Source organism: Pseudomonas sp. FP198, from assembly GCF_030687895.1.
Taxonomy (GTDB): domain Bacteria; phylum Pseudomonadota; class Gammaproteobacteria; order Pseudomonadales; family Pseudomonadaceae; genus Aquipseudomonas.
This window is the reverse complement of the sequence record NZ_CP117452.1, coordinates 3,926,600-3,949,111: the sequence shown is the minus strand read 5'-3', so window position 1 is coordinate 3,949,111 and position 22,512 is coordinate 3,926,600. Positions and strand designations below refer to the sequence as shown.

General features: G+C 62.3%; 18 protein-coding genes. 15 read left to right on the top strand and 3 right to left on the bottom strand.

The window, feature by feature from the left end; genetic code table 11:
- The first annotated feature begins 283 nt into the window (after positions 1-283).
- The 5 genes from PSH78_RS17950 (at position 284) to PSH78_RS17930 (ending at position 7,478) form a co-directional block, all read left to right on the top strand.
- Entirely contained in the window at positions 284-766 is a 483-nt protein-coding gene (locus PSH78_RS17950; protein ID WP_305495896.1) for a sigma-70 family RNA polymerase sigma factor, read from the top strand.
- 142 nt (positions 767-908) lie between these two features.
- Entirely contained in the window at positions 909-2,243 is a 1,335-nt protein-coding gene (locus PSH78_RS17945; protein WP_305495894.1) for a lysine N(6)-hydroxylase/L-ornithine N(5)-oxygenase family protein, read from the top strand.
- A gap of 264 nt (positions 2,244-2,507) precedes the next feature.
- Positions 2,508-6,152, top strand: coding sequence for a transporter substrate-binding domain-containing protein (locus tag PSH78_RS17940; RefSeq protein ID WP_305495892.1), 3,645 nt, complete (start codon positions 2,508-2,510; stop codon positions 6,150-6,152).
- A 172-nt stretch (positions 6,153-6,324) separates the two neighbouring features.
- On the top strand, positions 6,325-6,729 hold the full coding sequence (locus PSH78_RS17935; RefSeq protein WP_305495890.1) for a hypothetical protein: 405 nt from the start codon (positions 6,325-6,327) through the stop codon (positions 6,727-6,729).
- Positions 6,730-6,863: 134 nt separating this feature from the next.
- Positions 6,864-7,478 (top strand): response regulator transcription factor, encoded by a 615-nt coding sequence (locus tag PSH78_RS17930; RefSeq protein ID WP_305495889.1) that lies wholly within the window; start codon positions 6,864-6,866, stop codon positions 7,476-7,478.
- Between the two features lie 30 nt (positions 7,479-7,508).
- Here PSH78_RS17930 and PSH78_RS17925 read toward each other — a convergent pair whose 3' ends face one another.
- Positions 7,509-8,414 (bottom strand): LysR family transcriptional regulator, encoded by a 906-nt coding sequence (locus PSH78_RS17925; protein WP_305501314.1) that lies wholly within the window; start codon positions 8,412-8,414, stop codon positions 7,509-7,511.
- Positions 8,415-8,522: 108 nt separating this feature from the next.
- Between PSH78_RS17925 and PSH78_RS17920 the strand changes: the two genes are divergently transcribed.
- The 3 genes from PSH78_RS17920 to PSH78_RS17910 all read left to right on the top strand — a co-directional run bounded on the left by PSH78_RS17920 (position 8,523) and on the right by PSH78_RS17910 (position 11,765).
- Entirely contained in the window at positions 8,523-9,389 is an 867-nt protein-coding gene (locus tag PSH78_RS17920; protein WP_305495887.1) for a pirin family protein, read from the top strand.
- 224 nt (positions 9,390-9,613) lie between these two features.
- Entirely contained in the window at positions 9,614-11,056 is a 1,443-nt protein-coding gene (locus tag PSH78_RS17915) for a mechanosensitive ion channel family protein (RefSeq protein ID WP_305495885.1), read from the top strand.
- Between the two features lie 268 nt (positions 11,057-11,324).
- Complete coding sequence (locus tag PSH78_RS17910) at positions 11,325-11,765, top strand: carboxymuconolactone decarboxylase family protein (RefSeq protein ID WP_305495884.1); 441 nt, start codon at positions 11,325-11,327, stop codon at positions 11,763-11,765.
- A 12-nt stretch (positions 11,766-11,777) separates the two neighbouring features.
- On the opposite strand, the gene PSH78_RS17905 is transcribed toward PSH78_RS17910, so the two are convergent.
- Entirely contained in the window at positions 11,778-12,542 is a 765-nt protein-coding gene (locus PSH78_RS17905; RefSeq protein WP_305495883.1) for a helix-turn-helix transcriptional regulator, read from the bottom strand.
- Between the two features lie 98 nt (positions 12,543-12,640).
- On the opposite strand from PSH78_RS17905, the gene PSH78_RS17900 reads away from it, so the two are divergent.
- The 6 genes from PSH78_RS17900 to PSH78_RS17875 all read left to right on the top strand — a co-directional run bounded on the left by PSH78_RS17900 (position 12,641) and on the right by PSH78_RS17875 (position 19,725).
- On the top strand, positions 12,641-13,798 hold the full coding sequence (locus PSH78_RS17900) for an MFS transporter (protein ID WP_305495881.1): 1,158 nt from the start codon (positions 12,641-12,643) through the stop codon (positions 13,796-13,798).
- A gap of 65 nt (positions 13,799-13,863) precedes the next feature.
- Complete coding sequence (locus PSH78_RS17895; RefSeq protein WP_305495880.1) at positions 13,864-14,286, top strand: HPF/RaiA family ribosome-associated protein; 423 nt, start codon at positions 13,864-13,866, stop codon at positions 14,284-14,286.
- A 12-nt stretch (positions 14,287-14,298) separates the two neighbouring features.
- Positions 14,299-15,474, top strand: a complete 1,176-nt coding sequence (locus tag PSH78_RS17890) for a hypothetical protein (protein WP_305495878.1) — start codon at positions 14,299-14,301, stop codon at positions 15,472-15,474.
- A gap of 203 nt (positions 15,475-15,677) precedes the next feature.
- Complete coding sequence (locus tag PSH78_RS17885; RefSeq protein ID WP_305495876.1) at positions 15,678-16,178, top strand: sigma-70 family RNA polymerase sigma factor; 501 nt, start codon at positions 15,678-15,680, stop codon at positions 16,176-16,178.
- A 38-nt stretch (positions 16,179-16,216) separates the two neighbouring features.
- Positions 16,217-17,188 (top strand): FecR family protein, encoded by a 972-nt coding sequence (locus PSH78_RS17880; protein ID WP_305495874.1) that lies wholly within the window; start codon positions 16,217-16,219, stop codon positions 17,186-17,188.
- Positions 17,189-17,286: 98 nt separating this feature from the next.
- A complete protein-coding gene (locus PSH78_RS17875) occupies positions 17,287-19,725 on the top strand; it encodes a TonB-dependent receptor (RefSeq protein ID WP_305495872.1) in 2,439 nt (812 codons plus the stop codon).
- A gap of 197 nt (positions 19,726-19,922) precedes the next feature.
- On the opposite strand, the gene PSH78_RS17870 is transcribed toward PSH78_RS17875, so the two are convergent.
- Positions 19,923-21,074 carry an MFS transporter gene (locus PSH78_RS17870; protein WP_305495870.1) on the bottom strand — a complete coding sequence of 384 codons (1,152 nt, stop codon included), beginning with the start codon at positions 21,072-21,074 and terminating at the stop codon, positions 19,923-19,925.
- A gap of 238 nt (positions 21,075-21,312) precedes the next feature.
- Between PSH78_RS17870 and PSH78_RS17865 the strand changes: the two genes are divergently transcribed.
- Positions 21,313-22,476 (top strand): SRPBCC family protein, encoded by a 1,164-nt coding sequence (locus PSH78_RS17865; RefSeq protein ID WP_305495868.1) that lies wholly within the window; start codon positions 21,313-21,315, stop codon positions 22,474-22,476.
- Positions 22,477-22,512 lie beyond the last annotated feature (36 nt).

The following is a 22,512-nucleotide window of genomic DNA, read 5'->3' as shown; positions in this document are numbered from 1 at the left end:
TGCGAAGCAGTCCTCTTAATTTGCACCTCGGTCTGTCAGATGTTTTGAGTGAGCTGGTTTGGGGCTGCTTCGCAGCCCAGCGGGGATAAATCCCCTCGCCACGAAAGCAACACCTTGCGCCACTGGAACTGAACGATTCGGCCTTGATACAAACCAACGCTTTAAATCTATATGAGAATTACTATAAATTACGCTATTGAGCCTGCCACTATCCTGCCATGCCTTTTTCAGGCATGCCTAGTGGCACAGGGATAGCTGTCGCAGTCGCTGCGCACGGGGAGTCATGTTGGAAAACTACTATCGCGAACTGGTGTGTTTCCTCAACGCCAGGCTAGGCAACCGCCAGGCGGCCGAAGATGTGGTGCATGACGCCTATGTGCGGGTGCTGGAGCGCGCCAGCGATACCCCCATCGAGCAGCCCCGGGCGTTCCTTTATCGCACCGCGCTGAACCTGGTGATCGACGGGCATCGGCGCAACACCCTGCGCCAGGTCGAATCCCTCGATGTGCTCGACAGCGAAGAACGGTTCTTCACCCCATCGCCCCATACCAGCCTGGACCACGGCCAGCGCCTGGACATGCTGCAACGGGCCCTGGCCGAGTTGCCGCCGCTGTGCCGCGAGAGTTTCCTGCTGCGCAAGCTCGAAGGCCTTTCCCACTCGCAGATCGCCGGGCGCCTGGGCATTTCCAGGGCGCTGGTGGAGAAACACATCGTCAATGCCATGAAGCATTGTCGTATTCGCGTACGGCAGTGGGACGCGTCCTGATTCACCCTCGCTGATTCTCGGTGGTAAATTTTCCTTCATTGTCCTCGTTCCTCTCAACAGACGACTGACGGCCTAGTGTGGGCCGCTCAAGTCACCCAGGCTTTCGCGCCCTGTTGAGGGGCTTCTCCAGAGGACACTGGACATGACTCAGGCAATTGCAGCGCCCACCGTTCACGATCTGATCGGCATCGGCTTCGGCCCCTCGAACCTGGCGCTGGCCATCGCGCTTCAGGAACGTGGCCCGGTCCAGGGCGAACTGGATGTGTTGTTCCTCGACAAACAGGCCGACTACCGCTGGCACGGCAATACATTGGTGACCCAGAGCGAATTGCAGATTTCCTTCCTCAAGGATCTGGTGACCCTGCGCAACCCGACCAGCCCGTACTCGTTCGTCAATTACCTCAAGCACCATGGCCGCCTGGTGGATTTCATCAACCTTGGCACCTTCTATCCGTGTCGCATGGAGTACAACGACTACCTGCGCTGGGTGGCGGCGCAGTTTGCCGGCCAGAGCCGCTACGGCGAAGAGGTGCTGCGCATCGAGCCGGTGCTGCACAACCAGCAGGTTGAAGCGCTGCGGGTGATTTCCCGCAACGGACGGGGTGAGGAGTATGTGCGCACCACGCGTTCGGTGGTGGTCAGCGCTGGCGGCACGCCGCGCATTCCCGAGGCGTTCAAGGGGTTCAGGGAAGATGCGCGGGTGTTCCATCACTCGCAGTATCTGGAGCGCATGGCAACCCAGCCGTGCGTGAGCGGCCAGCCAATGAAAATCGCGATCATCGGCGGCGGCCAGAGCGCAGCCGAAGCCTTCATCGACCTCAACGACAGCTTCCCATCGGCACAGGTCGACATGATCCTGCGCGGCTCGGCCCTCAAGCCGGCCGACGACAGCCCGTTCGTCAACGAAGTGTTTTCGCCGGAGTTCACCGACCTGGTGTTCCAGCAACCCCACAGCGAGCGCGAGCGGCTGGTCAATGAGTACCACAACACCAATTATTCGGTGGTCGACATCGACCTGATCGAACGCATCTACGGGATCTTCTATCGCCAGAAAGTCTCGGGCATCGCCCGCCATGCGTTCCGTACGCTGACCACGATCGAGAAAGCCACGGCCACGGAGAATGGCGTGGAGTTGGCAATGCGCAACAACGCCACCGGCGAGCTGACAAACCGGCGCTATGACGCCGTGGTGCTCGCCACCGGCTACGAGCGCCAGATGCACCGCACCTTGCTGGAGCCGCTGGCGCAATACCTCGGCGATTTCGAGGTGGATCGCAACTACAAGTTGATCACCGATGAGCGCTGCAAGGCCGCCATCTATATGCAGGGCTTTTGTCAGGCCAGTCATGGTTTGAGCGACACCTTGCTGTCGATCCTGCCGGTGCGCGCCGACGAAATCGCCGGCTCGCTCTATGAGCACGGCAAGGAACGCGGCTTGGGCCAATCGGTACGGGAACAATTGCGGGCCACTGCATAAGGTCTGCCGCAGGCGGCGATCCCGGGCTGCGCTTGAGCGCAATACCACGGATCGCCGCCTGCGCCTGAGCGACGTTATTTCACGATAGCTCGTCAGGAAATTCCTCAGAAACTCCCTACACTCCAGTCACGCTTGCTGTATTTTCGACAGGCACGCTGACGGTTCGCTGTTCCCTCGCTTTGGCAGGCAGAACCTTATTTTTCACCCAGGTTCGGTGGCGCTCCCGCGCCGACTTTGCCAAGGCCAGGCGAAACCCTTTAATCGATGATTGTGTTTTCACGCATGAGCCTGGCGGCGTTGTCGCTGGGTTTATTGAGCATGGCACCGCAGGTCGTCGCTGCGCCCGAGTCGCTGCAGATGCTTGGGCGCTCCACCGTGAGCGGTTATTCGGTGTCGCTGGACGCAGCCGACCGGGCCTGGCTGCGCGACAAGGGCACGTTGCTGCTCGGTGCCTCGGCGCCGGATTATGCGCCGTTCGGTATCACCGGCAATGGCCATGAATACGAAGGCCTGACCGCCGATTACGCCGGGTTGCTCGGTCAGTTGTTGCAGGTCGAAGTGCAGGTGCGCCGGTACCCGTCACGGGCCGAGGCGCTGCAGGCCCTGCGCGGCGGTGAAATCGACATGCTCGGCAGCGCCAATGGCTTCGAGGCTGGCGACCCGGAACTGGCGATGTCCCAGGCCTACGCCGATGACCAGCCGACCCTGGTGACCCGTGCCGGTGACAATCGCAAGCTCGCGCCGGACCTGGCGGGCAAGCGGGTGGCGATGCTTTATCACTATCTGCCCCCTGAAGCGGTCAAGGCTTTTTACCCCAAGGCTTCGCTGCAGCTGTACCCGTCGACTCTGAGTGCCATCGGTGCGGTGGCTTTCGGCCAGGCCGACGTCTATCTGGGGGACTCGATCAGTGCCCATTACCTGATCACCAAGAACTACCTGAACAACGTCCAGTTGGCCGATTTTTCACGCTTGGAGGTGCAGCCATTCGCGTTTGCCCTGGGGCGTGACAACACGCGCCTGCTGCGGATCATCAACAGCGCCTTGCAAGCCATCCCCGGCACCGAGCGCATGGCGATCCTGCGTCGCTGGAGCGCCGGTGGCGCAAGCATGCCCGGCCACCAACGGCTGCATTTCAGCGTCAACGAACAACGCTGGCTGGACACGCATCCGCGAATCAGGGTGGTGATCAATGATCATTTCATGCCGCTCACGTTCATTGACCAGCAGGGGCACTTTCGCGGCATCAGCGCCGATGTGCTGGCGAAAATCAGCCTGCGCACCGGGCTGAAATTCGATATCCGCCACGGTGAGTCGCTTGAGGATCTGATCGCGCAGGTCAAGGCCGGCGAGGCCGACGTCGTGGCGGCGTTCCCGCCGGGTTCCGACTACGCCGATGAATTGAGTTCCACCCGACCCTATTTGAGCAATCCCTACGTGCTCGTGGCCGCCCTGGATGCCCAGGCCCCCGTCACGCCGGAGCAGATGGCCGGCAAGCGCCTGGCGCTGGTGCGCGGCAATGTGCTGCGCGATTACCTGCTGCAGCAGTTTCCCGAGGTGCAACTGGTGCCGGCGCAAAACGCCGCCGATGCCTTGGCCATGGTGGCTTCCGGCGCGGTGGACGCGGCGATCAGCCCGCTGCTCAGTGCCAGCTACATGATCTCCCGTCAGTACCGCGACACGCTGCAGATCACCTGCACCGTCGGCACCGAGCCGGCGCTGATCGCCCTGGGTACCCGCCGGGACGCGCCGCAGCTGCATTCGATCCTGGACAAGGCGCTGCTCAGCGTTGCCCCTGAGGAAATGGACGAACTGACCAACCGCTGGCGTACGGAAATCGTTGTGGAAGACAGTTATTGGCTGCGCCATCGCGCCACTGTTCTTCAGGGCTTCGCCATCGCTGCACTGCTGTTGCTCCTGGCACTGGGCTGGATCGGCTATCTGCGCCAGCTGATACGCAAGCGTCGGCAGGCCGAAGTCGCCCTCAACGACCAACTGGAATTCATGCGGGTATTGATCGACGGCACGCCGCATCCGATCTATGTCCGTGACCGCGAGGCACGGCTGGTGTTGTGCAACAGCGGCTACCTGGAGGTATTCGGTGCCGAACGGCAGAGCGTTGTCGGCAGGACCCTGCTCGAAAGCGCGCCGGGGGATCCAGTCGAAGCGCGGCTCTACCACAATGATTACCTGCGGGTCATGGAGCAGGGCTTGCCCCGGGTCCAGGACCGCCGCCTGACTGTGGCCAGCGGCGAGGTGCTGACCATCTATCAATGGATGCTGCCGTATCGCGGCAGCGACGGCGTGGTCAGCGGCATGATCGGCGGCTGGATCGACGTCAGTGAACGCCAGCACCTTCTCGAACAATTGCGCATTGCCAAGGACGGTTCGGATGACGCCAACCGGGCCAAGACCACCTTCCTGGCGACGATGAGCCACGAGATCCGCACGCCGATGAATGCGGTGATCGGCATGCTCGAACTGGCGCTGAAAAAGGCCGAAGAAGGCATTGTCGATCGGGCGGCCATCGAGGTCGCTTCGGGCGCCGCCCATGGCTTGCTGGCGTTGATCGGCGACATCCTCGATGTTGCCCGTATCGAATCCGGGCGGATGTCGCTGGCGCCGGAGCGCGCCAACCTGCGGGAGCTGGTCGAGTCGGTGGCGCGGGTTTTCGAAGGCCTGGCCCGGCAGAAACACCTGGGCCTGCAACTGGCCCTGGAAGATGAACTCGACCGCGACGTGCTGATCGATCCGTTGCACTTCAAGCAGGTGCTGTCGAACCTGCTCAGCAACGCGATCAAGTTCACCGATCAGGGCCTGGTGCGCTTGATCGCCGAGGCCGTCCCCGGCAGCGAAGACCGGCGACTCGCTGTTCGCTTGCGGGTGGAGGACACCGGCAGCGGGATTTCCCTTGAAGACCAGCAACGGCTGTTCCAGCCGTTCACCCAGGTCGGCGACAACCGCGAGTCGACCCGCGGCGGCTCCGGGCTGGGGTTGGTCATCAGCCGGACCTTGTGCGAAATGATGGGCGGCACCCTGACGATGAGCAGCCTGCCGGGGGAGGGCACGCAGGTCGAGATCCGGCTGGATCTGCCGCTGCTCGACGCCTTGCGCCAGGCTCCACTTGCCGGGGGCGAGGCGCCGTTGCCGATGCGGGCGCTGTCTATCCTGGTGGTCGATGACTATCCGGCCAATCGCCTGTTGCTGTGCCAGCAACTGAGTTACCTGGGCCACCGCGTGGAGGAGGCTGCGGAGGGTGTGGAAGGCCTGCAAGCGTGGCGCGCCGGGCACTTCGACATGGTCATTAGCGACTGCAACATGCCCCTGATGGATGGCTACGCGTTGACCCGAGCCATTCGGGAAGAGGAGCGCGCGCGAGGCCTGTCGCCGATATTGATACTGGGGTTCACCGCGAATGCCCAGCCAGAAGAAAAGCAGCGTTGCATCGACGCGGGAATGAACGATTGCCTGTTCAAGCCCATCGGGCTCGAAGCCCTCGGCGCGCGTCTGGCGCAGGTTTTTCCGGAACCGGTCGCAGGGTTTCCTGGAACGGAGGCCGAGGCGCCCGCGGAGGATTTTGACCTGGACGGCCTGGCGCAGTTGACCGGCGGCGATACGGAGGCGCTGAACAGCCTGATCAGCGAACTGGTCACCTGCAATACCGAAGACGCCGCGCAGTTGCTGCGCTTGTCCGCCCGGCATGATCTGCCCGGACTCGCCGACCTGGCGCATCGGATCAAGGGCGGGGCGCGGATGGTCAGGGCGCAAGGTCTGGTTAGCGCGTGCGATGCCCTGGAAGACGCTTGCCGGGGCCGGGATGCGTCGTCGTTGGCCGATGCGGTGGGCGACTTGCAGCAGGCGCTCGAACATTTGACCGGGCGGCTGCGTGCTTCGTCGCTCTGGTCAGGTTGAGGTGGTTGCTGACCGACATGAGGGAATATTGACCGCAGGAAGGCGCCATGGGCGCCATTTACCCGGTTTTTTAAGATTTTTCCTACAGCGTCCTTGAGAGGCTTTCTCTAGCCTGACGCCTCCTGACGTTCATGGGCCGCCGTACCCGTCGCGTTGCCATTGGATGCCCGTCATGCCGAACAAAGCATTACGTATCATGATCGCCGATTCAGAGCATTTTCATCGAATGAAGCTTGAGCGCCTGTTCAACCAGCAGGGTTATTTCCGGATTGCGCCGGTGAACGACATGGAGGAATTGTTGCTGCTGGTGGAGTATGGCTGCGAGCCGTTCGACGTGATCGTCGCCAATGCCCGACTGGCAAGTGGCGGAGTGGCGTTAGCCGATTTCCTGGTCGACAACCCCCAGGTGCTTCACGGGTTGATCTACAACGTGCCACAGGCTGGCGTGTCGCGGCAGGTGGGTGGGCGCCGGTCTCACGTGCAACTGAGCCAGGCCGCGTTGCCCGACCCTGTTGCACTGGCCTGCCTGATGGCTCGTGCCGAGGGAGCGCGTATCAGCGAGCGGGCGCGCTCTTGACGAGAGGGCTGTCGCCGGGCCAATGACCGCTGGTCGCACCTGTCAGATCTGACAGGTGAATCCTGCCCACCGCTTGTGCAAGAGTTCGATGCCGTCTGGCACCAATGTCATTTGTAATTACCCAGGGAGCTGCCGTGAAAGACGTGTTGATCGTGGACGACCACCCTGTCATTCGAGGAGCGTTGCGGCTCATTTGCCAGAATGAAGGGGCCGCGCAGGTCCGCGATGCCAGCAGCGTGGCGCAAGCCAGGGCCTTGATCAAGGAAGGCATACCCGACCTGGTGATCCTGGACCTGGTAATGAACGGTTTCGACGGCCTTGAACTGTTGAGCTGGATCATGGCCGAGTTCCCGTCATGCGGGGTGCTGGTGTTTACCTCCCAGGATGCCCAGCATTTCTGCAACCGCTGTATCTCGGCGGGGGCCCGAGGGTTTGTCACCAAGAAAAGCGACCTGAAGGAATTGACCAAGGCCATTCATGCATTGAAGTCCGGTTACTCCTATTTCCCACAGATGTCCGTGCGCCTGGATTTCCAGCAGCGCACCGAACAGCAGGCGCTGGAGAGTCTCTCGATCCGCGAGTTGTCAATCCTGCGGATGCTGGCCATGGGCATGCGCGGCAAGGACGTCGCCGAAGCTTTGTTCCTGAGCCCCAAGACGGTCAGCACCTACAAGACCCGCCTGCTGGAAAAGCTTGGCTTGAAAACCCTGGTGGGCCTGTCGGATTTCGCCAAGCGCAATCACTTGTAGGGCACCGTGGGGAGCGCCTTGCCGCATGCGCTAGGCCATGTCGCTCTGGCTGAACTCCTCGGCGAGGAAGTCGATCAGGGTTCGCACCGAGGGCAGCAAGCCACGGCGTGAGGCGAATATCGCATGGACGATCCCGCATTTCGGTGTCCAGCCCGGCACCAGTTCCACCAGGCGTCCGGCGGCCAGGTCTTCGCGTACCACGACCGTGGGCAGGTGAGCGATGCCGATGCCCGCCAGCACCGCATGACGCAAGGCCAGCAGGTCGTCGGTGACCATGCGCGGTGCGTGGCGGATCAGCGCGCGGGTGCCGTCCGGGCCGAACAGCTCCCATTGGTATTCACGTTGCGCCGACCCCCAGTGGACGCTGGGCAGGCCATTGAGGTCCGCCGGCGAGGCGGGGGACGACAGGCCTTCACGATAGACCGGGCTCCCCACCAGGCACTGGGTGCTGTTGCTCAGCACCTTCATGACCATGTCGGTGTTTTCCAGCGGGGGGAAACGAACCCGCAACGCGATATCGAACCCTTCGTGGAGCAGGTCGACGCGGCGGTTGGTGCTCTCGATGAACAGCTCCACGCGCGGGTACTTGACCATGTAGCGGGTCAGCATCGGTCCGACCCAGCTGTTGAGCAGCGCCGTCGGGCAACTGATGCGCACCAGCCCCTGGGGTTCCGAGCGGTTGCGTTCGATCACTTCGGCGGCACTTTCAGCCTCGACCCGCATGGCCAGGCAGCGCTGGTAATAGGCCTGGCCGATTTCCGTCAACGAACAATGCCGGCTGGTGCGATGGATCAGCCTGACGCCCAGGCGCTCCTCCAGCTGGGCGATACGCCGGCTGAGCTTGGACTTGGGCATGTCCAGCGCCCGGCCAGCGGGGGCGAAGCCGCCGTGTTCGACCACTTGGGTGAAGTAATACAGGGTGTTGAGGTCTTCGATGATCGTTCTCCTGGTGGAACGCTGCGGCCGATTTTTGCAGTCTAGCGCATCAAGGGGTGCGGTTTTAAGCTGTTCCATCGAATGGCAACACCCGATTGGAGACTCAGCATGAAAAACATCACCGGCGTCTATACCAGTCCGCGGCCTCATTGGGTCGGCGACGGCTTTCCGGTTCGCACGCTGTTTTCCTACGACAACCTGGGTAAACATGTCAGCCCTTTCCTGCTGCTCGATCATGCGGCCCCCAGCGAATTTGCACCGACCACCGAGCGACGCGGCGTAGGCCAGCACCCTCATCGTGGTTTCGAAACCGTGACCATCGTCTACCAGGGCGAACTGGAACATCGCGATTCGACTGGCAGCGGCGGCAAGATCGGCCCCGGTGACGTGCAGTGGATGACCGCTGCGTCCGGCATCATTCACGAAGAGTTCCACTCCGAAGCCTTCGCCCGGCAGGGCGGGTTCATGGAAATGGTCCAGCTGTGGGTCAACTTACCCGCCAAGGACAAGATGGCGCCGGCCGGCTACCAGACAATTCTCAAGGGCGACATCCCACAGATCGCGCTGAAGGACGGAGCTGGTAGCTTGCGCCTGATTGCCGGATCCTTCGAAGGACATCAAGGCCCTGCGAAAACCTTTACCCCGATCGATGTCTGGGACATCCGCCTGAACGCCGGGAAGCACCTGGCCGTGGCCGTGCATGACGGTTACAACAGCGCACTGGTTGTGCTGCGCGGCACCGTCCAGGTCAACGGCCGTGAACGCGTCGAGCAAGGGCAACTGGCCCTGTTCGAACGGGCCGGCGACCAATTGAGCCTGCAAGCCGACCATGACGCGGTGGTCCTGCTGCTCAGTGGCGAGCCCATCGATGAACCCATCGTCGGCCATGGCCCGTTCGTGATGAACAGCCAGCAGGAAATCCTCCAGGCTTTCGAGGATTTCCATTCCGGGCGCTTCGGCCGGATGGACGGCTGAATGGTCGCATAGCCCTGTAGATCTCACCTGTGGGAGCGAGGCTGCTCGCGAATGGGCTGGTTCAGCTTGCATCAATGTTGAATGGACCGCCGCCTTCGCGAGCAGGCTCGCTCCCACATGGGGTCTGCGGTGTACCTGGGTTTTGTGTTTGCACTGTGCGGTGATCTCTACAGAGCGTCCATTGTGTGCCAATCTTCGCCAATGGCCTTCCTGGAGCTGTCCCGATGCTGTCTCTGTTCACCGACCACCCGCTGCTGTGTGCCCTGGCACTGCTTGTGCTCGATCTGGTGTTGTGGCGGCTGGTCAGCGCCGACCGGACCTACTGGAAAATCGGTGTACGGCTGCTGATCTTTTCGTTGTTCAGCGTGCTGCTGTTCAACGAAGGCCTCAATCCCATGGAGAAAGCCCAGTGGGTCGACGACGTGCCCCGGCACCTGGCGGCGACCGGCTTGCAGATTGGCTGGTGGTTGTTCGCCGCGCGCACCCTGACGGTGATGATCGGTGCGGTGATGATGCAACGGGTCGGCCATACCGGGCGGCTGTTGCAGGACCTGCTCGGTGCGGTGATTTTCCTGGTCGCGGTCATCGCCGCGTTGGCTTACGTGCTCGACCTGCCGGTCAAAGGCGTGCTGGCGACGTCCGGCGCGATGGCAATCATCGTCGGCCTGGCGTTGCAGAGCACCCTCAGCGACGTTTTCTCCGGCATCGTGCTCAATACCACCAAGCCCTATCAGGTTGATGACTGGATTTCCATCGACGGCACCGAAGGCCGGGTCACCGACATCGATTGGCGGGCTACACGGCTGCAGACCTCCCAAGGGAGCATGGCGGTGATCCCCAACTCGCTGGCGGCAAAAGCCAAGATCATCAATTTCAGCCGACCCAGCGATGTCCATGGCTTGTCGATCAGCATCCAGGTGAGCCCTCACGCACGGCCGCAAACGGTAATCGACGCACTGGAGCGGGCGATGGTCGGCTGTCGTGCGTTGCTGCCCAGCCCGGAGCCGTGCGTGGCGCTCAAAAGCACCGGCAGTGGCGGGGCGGAATACGAGATCAGTGGGTTCGTTGCCTCGATGTCCCAGAAGCGCGGGGTGCGCAACCAGTTGTTCGACCTGGCGTTCCGGCATCTGCAGGCGTCCGGCGTGAGCCTGCTGTCCACCAGTGAAAGCGCGGCTCCCCCGGTGGTGTCGCGGCCCCGGGCATTGCTGGAGAGCTCGAACATTTTCTCGACCCTGCGCCAGGATGAAAAAGACACCTTCAGCCAGAACATGACCCTGCAAACCTTCCGCGCCGGCGACGTGATCCTGGCGGCCGGGGAGGTCAGCGATCATCTGTTCATCATCGAGTCCGGGGTGGTCAGCGTGACGCTCATGCGTAACGGCCAGCCGCTGGAGGGCGGGCGCATGGGACCGGGGGAAGTCATCGGCGAAGCCGGAATCGTCGCCGAACAAGCCGCACTGGCGAACTTCTCCGCCAAGACTTTCTGTACCCTGTATCGCATCGAGAACAGCTACCTCAAGCCCTGTCTCGAAGCCCGTCGCGACATCAATGACGCGATGAAGAACCTGCTGGACGTGCGCATGCACCTGGCCCAGAACCTGACTCGCGATGTGCCCAAGCCGGTGGCCAAGAAGCGTTTTCTGCAGTGGTTGCGTAGCCGGGCCTGAAGACCTGTGGCGAGGGAGCTTGCTCCCGCTGGGCTGCGCAGCGGCCCCAGAACCAGACACCTCGGTGGGGCAGGTAAACCGAGTCAGCCGGTTTACGACTGCTGCGCAGCCGAGCGGGAGCAAGCTCCTCGCCACGAAGCCTGCATCCATTTCCAGAGGATAGGCTTTGGCCGCCATTGGCCACCCGAACTTCCCAACAATTGGCTATTTGTCCAGCGCCGGGGCAGGGCTAACTTAGCGCCACACCCAATTGTTCCAGGAGTTCACCATGCAACCGCGTATCGATTTCTACACCGCTTCCCCCGACGCCTACAAAGCCATGCTGACGCTGGAAAACACGGTGTCGAAACTGGGCCTGGAAAAGTCCCTGCTGGAGCTGGTCAAGCTGCGTTCCTCGCAGATCAACGGCTGCGCGTTCTGCATCGACATGCACACCGCCGATGCGCGCAAGGACGGCGAGACCGAGCGGCGCCTGTATGCCGTGACCGCTTGGCGCGAAGCGCCATTCTTTACCGGCCGTGAACGCGCCGCGCTAGCCTGGACCGAAGCGCTGACTCGCCTGAGCGAGACCCATGCGCCGGACGCGGACTACGCGCTGCTGAGCGAGCATTTCACGCCCAAGGAGATGGTCGACCTGACCGTGGCGATCAACACCATCAACGGCTGGAACCGGCTGGCGGTGGGCTTCCGGAAAATGCCCGAGGCTTGATTCAAGCCCTGCTCACCTCAGGTAGTTCTTGGGCGTGAGTCCGGTCATGAGCTTGAAGAAAGCGATGAAGGCACTGTCGCTGGCAAAGCCCAGTTCGAAAGCGCAATAGCTCAGGCTGCGACCGGTGGCGAGCAGCTCAATGGCGCGCATCAAACGCCATTGCTGACGCCACTGCTGATAGCCCATGCCGGTTTCGCGTTGCAGGATCCGCCCGATGGTCCGGCCACTGGCGCCGATCTGCTGCTCCAGCACAGCCAGCGCCGGTGGCAATTGTTCCAGTGTCCTGAGCAGCGGCGCCAGGCGCTTGTCTTGAGGTAGAGGCAGCAGCATCGGTTGCGGTGCCGCCTGGCGGATTTCCTCCAGGCACAGGCCCAGCAGATGCGCGTTGCGGCCTTGCGTCCAGTCGCTGTCAAACGCAGCATCGGCGATCGGTTCAAGTACGGCGCGCAGCAGTGGCGAAACCTCGATGATGCGCACTTGCGCAGGCAAATCGGCGCACAGGGCCGGCGTCAGGTAGATCGATCGATACTCCACGCTCTGTTGCATCACCGCGCGATGCGGCGTGCCCGGTGGAATCCAGGCCGCTCGTGAGGGGGGCAGCAGGCAAAGCTGCCGTTGCAGGGTGATGCGCGTGCAGCCCTGGAAGGTGAACAGCAATTGTCCACGCCGGTGGGCGTGCAAGCCGGAATCGTGATGACCCAGCGTTGCAGCGACGCCAACGACCGGCGCGTGATGGCGGTCGGGGTCGAAGCGGGCGTGAGCGTCGAGCCAAGCCATGAGTTTGTCCGATTTCAGCGATTTATTGTCAGGCCTCGGATAATACGACAGCCATAGCGTTTATAGACTGCTCGCCATTCTTTCAGCGAGCACTTTCCATGACATCCCGTCCTCTGCTTCATCTGGCGATCGCCCTGGTCATGTTTCCCCAGATCGCCCAGACCCTTTACAGCCCTGCATTGGCAGACATCAGTCAGGCCTTTGCCGTCAGCGCCCAAATGGCGGCGCAGACGCTTTCGGTGTTTTTCCTGGGGTTCGCCCTCGGCGTGGTTGTATGGGGGCGCCTTTGCGATCGCGCCGGCCGTCGGCCCGTCATGCTGGCCGGCCTCGCGTTGTACGGGGCTGCGACCGTGCTCGGTTTGAACGCCTCCAGCTTTGACGCGTTGCTGGCCTTTCAGGCCTTGGCCGCGTTCGGCGCCGCAGTCGGTTCGGTGGTGACCCAAACGGTTTTGCGTGACCGCTTCCAAGGCGCCGAACTGGGCCAGGTCTTCTCGATCATCGGCATCGCATTGGCGGCCAGTCCGGCTATCGGTCTGTTCAGCGGCGCGGGCCTTGTGGGGCTTTTGGGCTATCAAGGCGTACTCGGCGCACTCCTGCTGCTGTCGTTGACCCTGCTGCTGTGGTGCGTGTGTGCCTTACCCGAAACCTTGCCGGTCCGACTGCCTCCACCGCCGCTGTTGAAAACCCTCTGGCGCATGCTGGCGGACCCGGCGATCTGGCGTTCGGCATGGCTGGTGGCTGCGTTCAACGTTGCACTGTTCAGCTACTACAACCTCGCACCGTTCCAGTTCGAACGACTCGGCTTGAGTCCCGCCATGTTCGGTTACAGTGGGGTGGTTCTGGCGTTGGGTTCAGGCTTGGGCGCCTGGCTCAACAAGCGCCTGCTGGCACGCGGATTCGACGGCAATCAATTGTCGGCTCTGGCGGCGCTTGTCCTGCTGGTGGGCGGTTTGGGCGTGCAAGGCCTGCTCGACAGCGGCACCTTTGTCGCACCGATGTTGCTGGTAGTGCTGGCGTTCGGCATGGCGATCCCCAACGTCCTGGGTGCGGCGCTCGTACATTACAAGGATTGCCTGGGCACCGCTGGCGCGCTGTTCGGCCTGTTCTACTACGTGCTGATCGGCGGTGCGTTGATGCTCGCCGCCTGGTTCCAGGCGCTGGGCTGGACCTTGATCCTTTGCGGCACGCTGGCGGTGGGCTTGACGCTGCGCCAGTTGCTGCGTGCCAAACGCCAGTCATCCCGTGCCGGGAACTAAGCCCGATCACTTTTCTTCTACCCACAATAGGCGGCCCAAAGCCGCCTTTGTCAGAGGAGTCGATCATGCAAGTTCAAGTCAACAGCAACCATATCGAAGGCAGTGTCCGATTGCAGGAGTGGGTCGGCAGTACGGTGGTGGACGCGCTACAGCGTTTCGAAGACCAGTTGGCCCGGGTTGAAATCCACGTCAGCGACGAGAACGCCCAGAAGGGTGGCGCCGCGGATAAACGCTGCCAGATCGAGGCGCGTCTGCAAGGCGTTGCGGCCATTTCCGTGAGCCACAAGGCCGAAAGCCTGGAGCTGGCGGTCGAGGGCGCCGCCGAGAAAATGCTGCATGCGCTCGATCATCAGGTCGGCAAGCTCAACCCCGCCGTCGAATCCATGGGACGCGTGACCGCCCCGGTGGATGAAGCACCACCGGAAATGGTGGACGCCATGCTGGAGGAAGACTTCCTCGCAAACCAAGAGGCTCGTGGCAAAGAATAAAAGGAGACGATCATGACCGCTCATCAACCCTTCAGCCGGCAGGTATTGGCCGAGCTTCTGGCGTTCGACGAACAGCCGAGCCTTTCGTTGTATATGCCCACCCACCGTACATTCCCTGAACGCAGCCAGGACCCGATCCGCTACAAGAACCTGGTGCGCGAGCTGCAGACGCAACTGGAACAACAGCATCCGGGCGTCGATTGCGCGCCATTGCTTGAGCCTTTCCATGCACTGGTGGACGATCAGGAGTTCTGGAACTCCAATCGGGACGGCATCGCGGTATTCGGCGCCCGTGACTACTTCAAGGTCATCGCGGTGAACCAGCGCCTGCCGCAATGCGCATTCGCCAATAGCCACCCTTATCTGAAACCATTGTTGCGTCTGGTCCAGTCGACCGAACGTTATCAGGTGCTGTGCCTGACTCGTAACGAGGTGTGGTTGTACGAGGGCTCCTCCCAACAACTGGAAAAGATCGAGCTGGCCGACGAGGTGCCGCGCAACCAGAACGAGGCGCTCGGCAATGAGCTGACTTCAGGTGACCAGCAGGGTTTTCCCAACGGCTTCAGCCGCAGCAGCGAGCGCGGCGATCCGATGATGCATGAGTCCGCCGGCGGCGGTAAGCAGGACGAAATCAACCTCGACCGCGAGCGGTTTTTTCGCGCCGTGGACAAAGCTATCCTGGAACACCATTCGCAGCCCTCGGGCTTGCCGATGATCCTCGTGGCGCTGCCGGAAAACCAGGCGGTGTTTCGCGCGGTCAGCCATAACTCGCAGTTGTTGGCCCAGGGCATCGATGGGGACCCTTCGAGGTTGGGCGTGGAGGAGTTACGCGTCCAGTGCTCCAAGGTCATGGCCCACAGCCATTCGGATAGGGTCGTCGACAGCCTCAATCGTTATGGCGTCGCGGTCGGCCAGGGACGGGCGCTGGACAATCTCGCCGAGATAGCCAAGGCCGCCTGGGAAAGCCGCATTGCGCTGTTGCTGGTGGAGGCGGAGCGCCAGGTGCCCGGCCAGCTCGACGCGGACAAGGGCCGCTTGCTCATTGACGAGACCGGCGATGAACAGGCGCCTGACGTGCTGGACGAATTGATCCTGGCCGTGACCCGGCAGGGCGGCGAAGTCGTCGTCGTGCCGCCTGAGCATGTCATGCCGACCGATACGGGGGCGGCGGCGGTGTGCCGGTTCTAGGCAACCCCAGACGCAGTGTCGAACCCTGTGGGAGCTTGCTCGCGATAGCGGACTGACCTTCAACATAAATGTTGACTGATACACCGCCATCGCGAGCAAGCTCGCTCCCACGCTGTCTTTTTGCACCCAGGTGGTCGGACGGCGTTTGCTTCCTATTAATAAGAACGATTACTATTCGTGCCCCGTCCCCCAAGCACGCCGCGATGATCCCCAAGCTGCCTCGCAGACCCGGCTTTTTCGAGCATTACGAAGAGTTGATCGGCACCTGGACCCGCCGCCTGCGCAATCGCGATCAGGCCGAGGACCTGGCCCATGACACCTTCGTGCGCGTGCTCGAGTCCGATTCGGCGCAGGTCGAGCAGCCACGGGCCTATTTGCACCAGACCGCACGCAATATTGCAGTGGACGGCTATCGGCGTGAAGATCGACGGGGCGCCATGGAGGAAGCGGCGCTTGACCCTGGTTATTCGTTTGCGGGCGACCCGGAGCACTACATGCACGCGATCCAGCTGGCGGACTCCATCGAACGGGCGCTTGCCGAGCTGCCGGCCCATTGCCGCACGGTGTTTGTCTGGCAGAAGATCGAAGGCCTGACCCAGGCGGAAATCGCCGAGCGCCTGGGCCTGTCAAAAAACATGGTGGAAAAGTATATGATCCGCACCCTGCGCCATTTGCGTGATCGCCTCGACGGACCGGATCAATGAGCGGTCGTCCTTTTCCACCCGAGCCACAGGACCCTTCCATGATGGATAGCCGTGACTGCCCCTGCGGGCAGAGCAGGGTTCGCGACGAGGCGGCGCAATGGTTCGTGCGTCTGCAGGACCCGGTCATGAGCCTCGACGAGCGTCAGCGCTTCGAGGCCTGGCTGGGCGAACACCCCAACCACCGCGATGAAATTCAACTACTGCAAGGGATCTGGAGCGCAACGGACCTGCTGTCCATGGAGCGCTTGCAAGCGCTGTGCGAGCGGCCCGCCGGACGCCCGAGACGCAGGCCTTTGCTGCGCTATGCGGTGGCCGCCGGATTGGTGGCGGTGGCGGTCGGGCTGGGGTTGTTCAGCGGCCTGGGTGCGTCGAGCGATTACCGCAGCGAATTCGCCACCGCCCTCGGTGAGCGTCGGCATGTCGCGCTGCCGGATGGCTCGCTGATCGACCTCAACAGCCGCAGCCATGTGCGCGTTGTCTTCGAACATCGCCAACGTCGGGTAGAGCTGGTCGAGGGGGAGGCGCTGTTCAGGGTCGAGCATGATGCCGAGCGCCCGTTCACCGTTGACGCGGGCAACGGCCAGGTGACGGTGACCGGGACGCGCTTCGACGTGCGCCGCGATGCCGGCAGCACCCGGGTGGCCGTGGAGGAGGGTAGCGTCAAGGTTCAGGGGCGTGATTTCCCGATCAGTCTCACGGCCGGGCTGGGTATCCGGATCGATGCTCAAGGCAAGGTCGCCTCACCGTACCCGATCAACGCCGATGAACTCACCGCGTGGCGCAATGGCAAGCTGGTGTTCAACAACGCGCCGTTGAGTGAAGTCGCCGAGGAGGTTTCCCGTTATCGTGCCAAGCCCCTGCGGGTCGCCAGTGCCGCGGTGGGCAACCTGCGCTTGACCAGTGTGTTTCGTTCGGACAATCCCGAGGCGCTGCTCAAGGCCTTGCCGAACATCCTGCCGGTGGCCGTGCGCACACTCGACGACGGCAGCCAGGAAATAATTGCGAAATAGATTCAGGTTTTTTTCGAGTTCTTCGTCTTCTTGTCCAACTGCAACTGGTTTGCATTAACAGACGCGTATTCTTGCGATTCGACAGGACAAGGTTCGACGTGAAAACTTCCGCCAAGAACAACAAACGTACCTCCACCCGTTGGCTACCGCTGGCCCTGACCCTGGCGGTCAGCGCCGGGTTGCCCGAGGCTTTTGCCGACCAGACCGCCAACGCAATTCACATTCAGGCGCAACCTCTGGGCCAGGCGCTGAGCCAGCTTGGCCAGCAGACCTCATTGCAGGTGTTCTTCAGCCCGGACCTGGTGGCCGGCAAGCAAGCCCCGGCGGTGCAGGGCAACCTGTCTCCCGAGGCGGCCCTGGGGCAATTGCTTGAGGGCAGCGGTTTGCAATACCAGATTGATCAGGGCTCGGTGACGGTGTTGCCGGCTCCTTCGGCGTCTACCGATGGCCCGCTGGAACTGGGCGCCACCGAGATCCAGGTGGTCGGCGACTGGCTTGGCGACGCCAATGCCGAAGTGGTGCAGAACCACGCCGGCGCGCGGACGGTGATCCGCCGCGAAGCGATGGTCGAGCAGGGTGCCATGAACGTTGGCGATGTATTGCGGCGGGTCCCGGGCGTGCAGGTGCAAGACGCCAACGGTACCGGCGGCAGCGACATCGCCCTGAACGTCGGCGTGCGTGGCCTGACCTCGCGCCTGTCGCCGCGCTCCACGGTATTGATCGACGGCGTACCGGCGGCCTTCGCGCCGTACGGCCAGCCGCAACTGTCCATGGCGCCGATCTCATCGGGCAACCTGGACAGCATCGACGTGGTACGCGGTGCCGGCTCGGTGCGCTACGGCCCGCAGAACGTCGGCGGCGTGATCAACTTCGTGACCCGTGCCATCCCGGAAAAAGCCACCGGGGAAATCGGCAGCACCCTGGAGACCTCCCAGCACGGCGGCTGGAAGCACATCGACACGGCGTTCCTGGGCGGTACCGCCGATAACGGGCTGGGCGTGGCGCTGCTGTATTCGGGTGTCAACGGCAACGGATATCGCAAGAGCAACAACGATAACGACATCGACGACGTGATCCTCAAGACCCACTGGGCGCCGACCGACGTCGACGATTTCTCGCTGAACTTTCACTACTACGACGCCGAGGCCGACATGCCCGGCGGCCTGACCCAGGCACAGTACGACGCCGACCCGTACCAGTCCGATCGCGACTGGGACAGTTTCAGCGGCCGCCGCAAGGACGTGTCGTTCAAGTGGATCCGCGAAATCGGCGAGCGCACCCAGGCCGAAGTGCTGACCTATTACTCCGACAGCTTCCGCGGCAGCACCATCGCCTCGCGGGACCAGCGTAACCTGGTGTCCTACCCGCGTAGCTATTACACCTTTGGCATCGAGCCGCGGGTGTCCCATGTGTTCGACCTGGGGCCGACCACCCAGGAGGCCAGCGTCGGTTATCGCTACCTCAAGGAAGGCATGCACGAGGAGGCCAGCCGCCTGGCGCTGCGCAACAACGAGCCGGTGGTGCGTCCGGGGGCCGACGGTCACGTCTATCAGGACCGGACCGGTGGTACCGAAGCCCATGCGGTCTACATCGACGACAAGATCGACGTGGGCAAGTGGACCATCACTCCGGGCATCCGTTTCGAAAGCATCAGCACCGAATGGCACGACCGCCCGGTGCTCGACACCGCCGGCCGCCCGGTGCAGGAAAAGCGCCGCAGCATCGACAGCAACGAACCGTTGCCGGCCTTGAGCGTGATGTACCACCTGTCCGACGCCTGGAAGCTGTTCGCCAACTACGAGACCTCGTTCGGCAGCCTGCAGTATTTTCAACTCGGCCAGGGCGGCGACGGCAACAACACCGCCAATGGCCTGAGCCCGGAAAAGGCCAAGACCTACGAGATCGGTACGCGCTACAACGATGACGTGTGGGGCGGGGAAGTGACGCTGTTCTACATCGACTTCGACGACGAGTTGCAATACATCAGCAACGATGTGGGCTGGACCAACATGGGCGCCACCAAGCATCAGGGGCTGGAAGCGTCGGTGCATTACGACATGGCCGCGTTGGACCCGCGTCTCGATGGCCTGACCGCCAGCGCCGGTTTCACCTACACCCGCGCCACCTATGAAGGGGACATCCCGAGCTTCAAGGGCCGTGACCTGCCGTTCTATTCGCGCCAGATTGCTACCGTGGGCTTGCGCTACGAAGTCAATCGCTGGACTTACAACCTCGATGGTTTTGCCCAGTCCGGGCAACGTTCACCGGGCAACAGCGTGAACCCCGATGGCAGCTTCGGCGACAACTACATCACCGACGGCACCGCCGATGGGCAGTACGGCGACATGCCTGGCTATATGCTCTGGAACGTTCGGGGCGGCTATGATTTCGGCTCGCAGCTGTCGAACCTGAAACTCGGCGCGGGGGTGAAGAACCTGTTCGATCATCAGTACTACACGCGTTCCAGCGACAACAACTCGGGTATCTACGTCGGCGCGCCGCGTACGTTTTTCGTGCAGGCGAGTGTGGGGTTTTGATTCAGTCTTCTGTGGCCTGAAACACAGTCCCAACGTTCAGATCCATTCCCGTGGCAAGGGAGCTTGCTCCCGCTGGGTCGCGAAGCGGCCCCAAAACCTGTCGAACGCGGAGCATCAGGTACTCCGCGTCCGACAGGTTGCGACTGCTTCGCAGCCGAGCGGGAGCAAGCTCCCTCGCCACGGGGAATCTGCAGGGCTTAGACCTTCAACACCTTCCCACTGCCCGCCACCGCCACCAATGACAGCGCAATCAATCCGAACGCAATGGCCAGGCTGCTGCCATGGGCGACAAAGCCGATCAGTGCCGGCCCCGCGAGGATGCCGGCATAACCGATCGTGGTGATGGCCGGCACGGCGATGGCTTCGGGCATCAGGGTCTGTTTGCCGACGGCGGTGTACAGCACTGGCACGATGTTCGAACACCCGGCGCCGACCAGCGCATACCCCAACAGCGCCGCTTGCCACATCGGTGCGAGGGTCGCCAGGAAGAACCCCGCTGCCGCGATCGAGCCGCCGTAGATGATCACGCGCTTGGCACCCAGGCGATGCACCACCGAATCGCCTGTCAACCGGCCGACGGTCATGGTCAGCGCAAACGCGGCATAACCCAACCCGGCGTAGGCGGTATCCACCGCGCGCTCGGTGGTCAGGAACACCGCGCTCCAGTCCAGTACCGCGCCTTCGGCCAGGAACACGATAAAGCACAGGATGCCGATGAACAGCACCACGCCATGCGGAATGGCAAACGCCGGTCCCGAGCTTTCACTGCCGTAGGGCAACAGGTGCGGTGCGGCCTTGAACAACGCCACCAGCAGGACCGCGTTGACCACCAGGGTTGCCGCCAGCGGTGAAAGCCCGAGGCCGAGCAGGGCGCTCACGCCGGCCGCGCCGATGATTCCGCCGAGGCTGAACATGCCGTGAAAACCCGACATCATGGTCTTGCCGCTGGCGCGCTCGACGATCACCGCTTGCAGGTTCACGGTCGAATCGACGGTGCCGAGCCCGGCGCCAAACACGAACAATGCCGCCACTAACCAGGGCAATGAACTCATCGACGCCAGCAGCGGCAGCGCCAGGCAGATCAGGATCGTGCCGCCACTGAGTACCCGACGGCAGCCGAACCGCGTCGCCAGCGCACCGGAAATCGGCATCGCCAGAATCGACCCGACCCCAAGGCATAACAGCAGCAAGCCGAGGGTCCCTTCATCCAGGTTCGCCCGCGCCTTGGCATAAGGCACCAGCGGCGCCCAGGCGGCAATACCGATTCCGGCAATGAGATAGGCGATGCGGGTGGACATCTGTTCCAGGCGTCCGGGAACAAAAGTGGGTGGGGGCGTGATGGCAGTCATGAAACGTCCTTGGCTTTGGTGCGGTGCGGTGATGCAGGCAGGGGCCTATGCTTGCATATCCACTGACCGCACCGCGACCCCAAGGTGCCGACACCTTCTTCATGCATACGGTCGATTCCATTCGCACCTGTCGAACCTGACAGTTTACGGCTCGCTACTTTGTGCCTATCAATGCGCAACGGTTTTCTTACCATTGAAACCCGTGGGCTTTGGGCTCAGGGGCGGGCAGGAGGCGAAGGTGGATCGTCAGACTCAACTCAGGCTGGCTCGGGAACTCTTCAACCTCATTGACTGCAATGGAACCAGTCAAGCCGAGTCATTTGCTCTCAACCCGGTGACCCACTACACGTGCGTGGCCCATCTTGCGCGCGAGCAGGCCCGGCTCTTTCGCGCTGTTCCGATGATGGTCGGCCTGTCCAGCGAGTTACCCTGCTTTGGGGATTACCTGACCGATGATCGGTGCGGCGTGCCTATCGCTGTCGTCCGGCTTGCGGATGGCGGGCTCAGTGCATTCATCAATGTTTGCCGCCATCGCGGCGCGCGTGTTCTGGAGGATCGGGGGACGTTGGCGGGCTCGATGGTTTGTCCCTATCACGGTTGGGTCTACGATCTGGCTGGCCACCTGAAAACACTGGGGCCCGCCGAGGATTTCCAAGGCCTGACGTGTGCCGAGCGCAACCTGACGCGACTGGTCACGCACGAGCTGCACGGGCTAATCTGGGCCACTCCGATGTCAGGACCCGCGCTTGAGCCGGTGGCCCCGATGGGCTCGCTGGCGGAGGAAATCGCCAGCTACCATTTCGAGAACTTCGCCCTTTATCGACAAGTCCAGCTCGATAAATCCTTCAACTGGAAGATGGTCATAGAGACGTTCCTGGAGAACTGGCATTTCCCGTTCGTGCATCGCAGAACGGTGCTGCCAATTTTCCTGCCTTCACTCAGCCTGTTCGAGGCATTCGGTCGCCACGGGCGTTTGATCATGCCCCGTCGCTCGATCCTGCAGATGCGCGACGAACCTGTTGATCAATGGAATCTGCTCAAACATTCGCTGGTGATCTATTGGCTGTTTCCCAATACCCTCCTGCTCTGGCAGGGCGATCATCTGGAAACCTGGCAGGTCTTTCCCGACCAGGAACGTCCTGAGCGGTGCATGGCACAGGTGTCGCTTTATACGCCGCAGGCCGCGACATCGGCTCGCGAGTGTAAATACTGGGACAAAAACATGGCGCTTTTGCTTGAAACGGTGGACGGCGAAGATTTCGAAATCAGCAAGCGTATCCAGTGCGGCTTGCGTTCGGGCGCTCAGGAGCACCTCACGTTTGGCCGTCATGAACCGGCGCTGCAGCATTTTCATCGGCAGATCTGGCTGGCTTTGGAAGAGGGCCCGGCGCCGGCCGATTAAATGGGGGGCATGGAACAAACACGATAGACCTTGCCT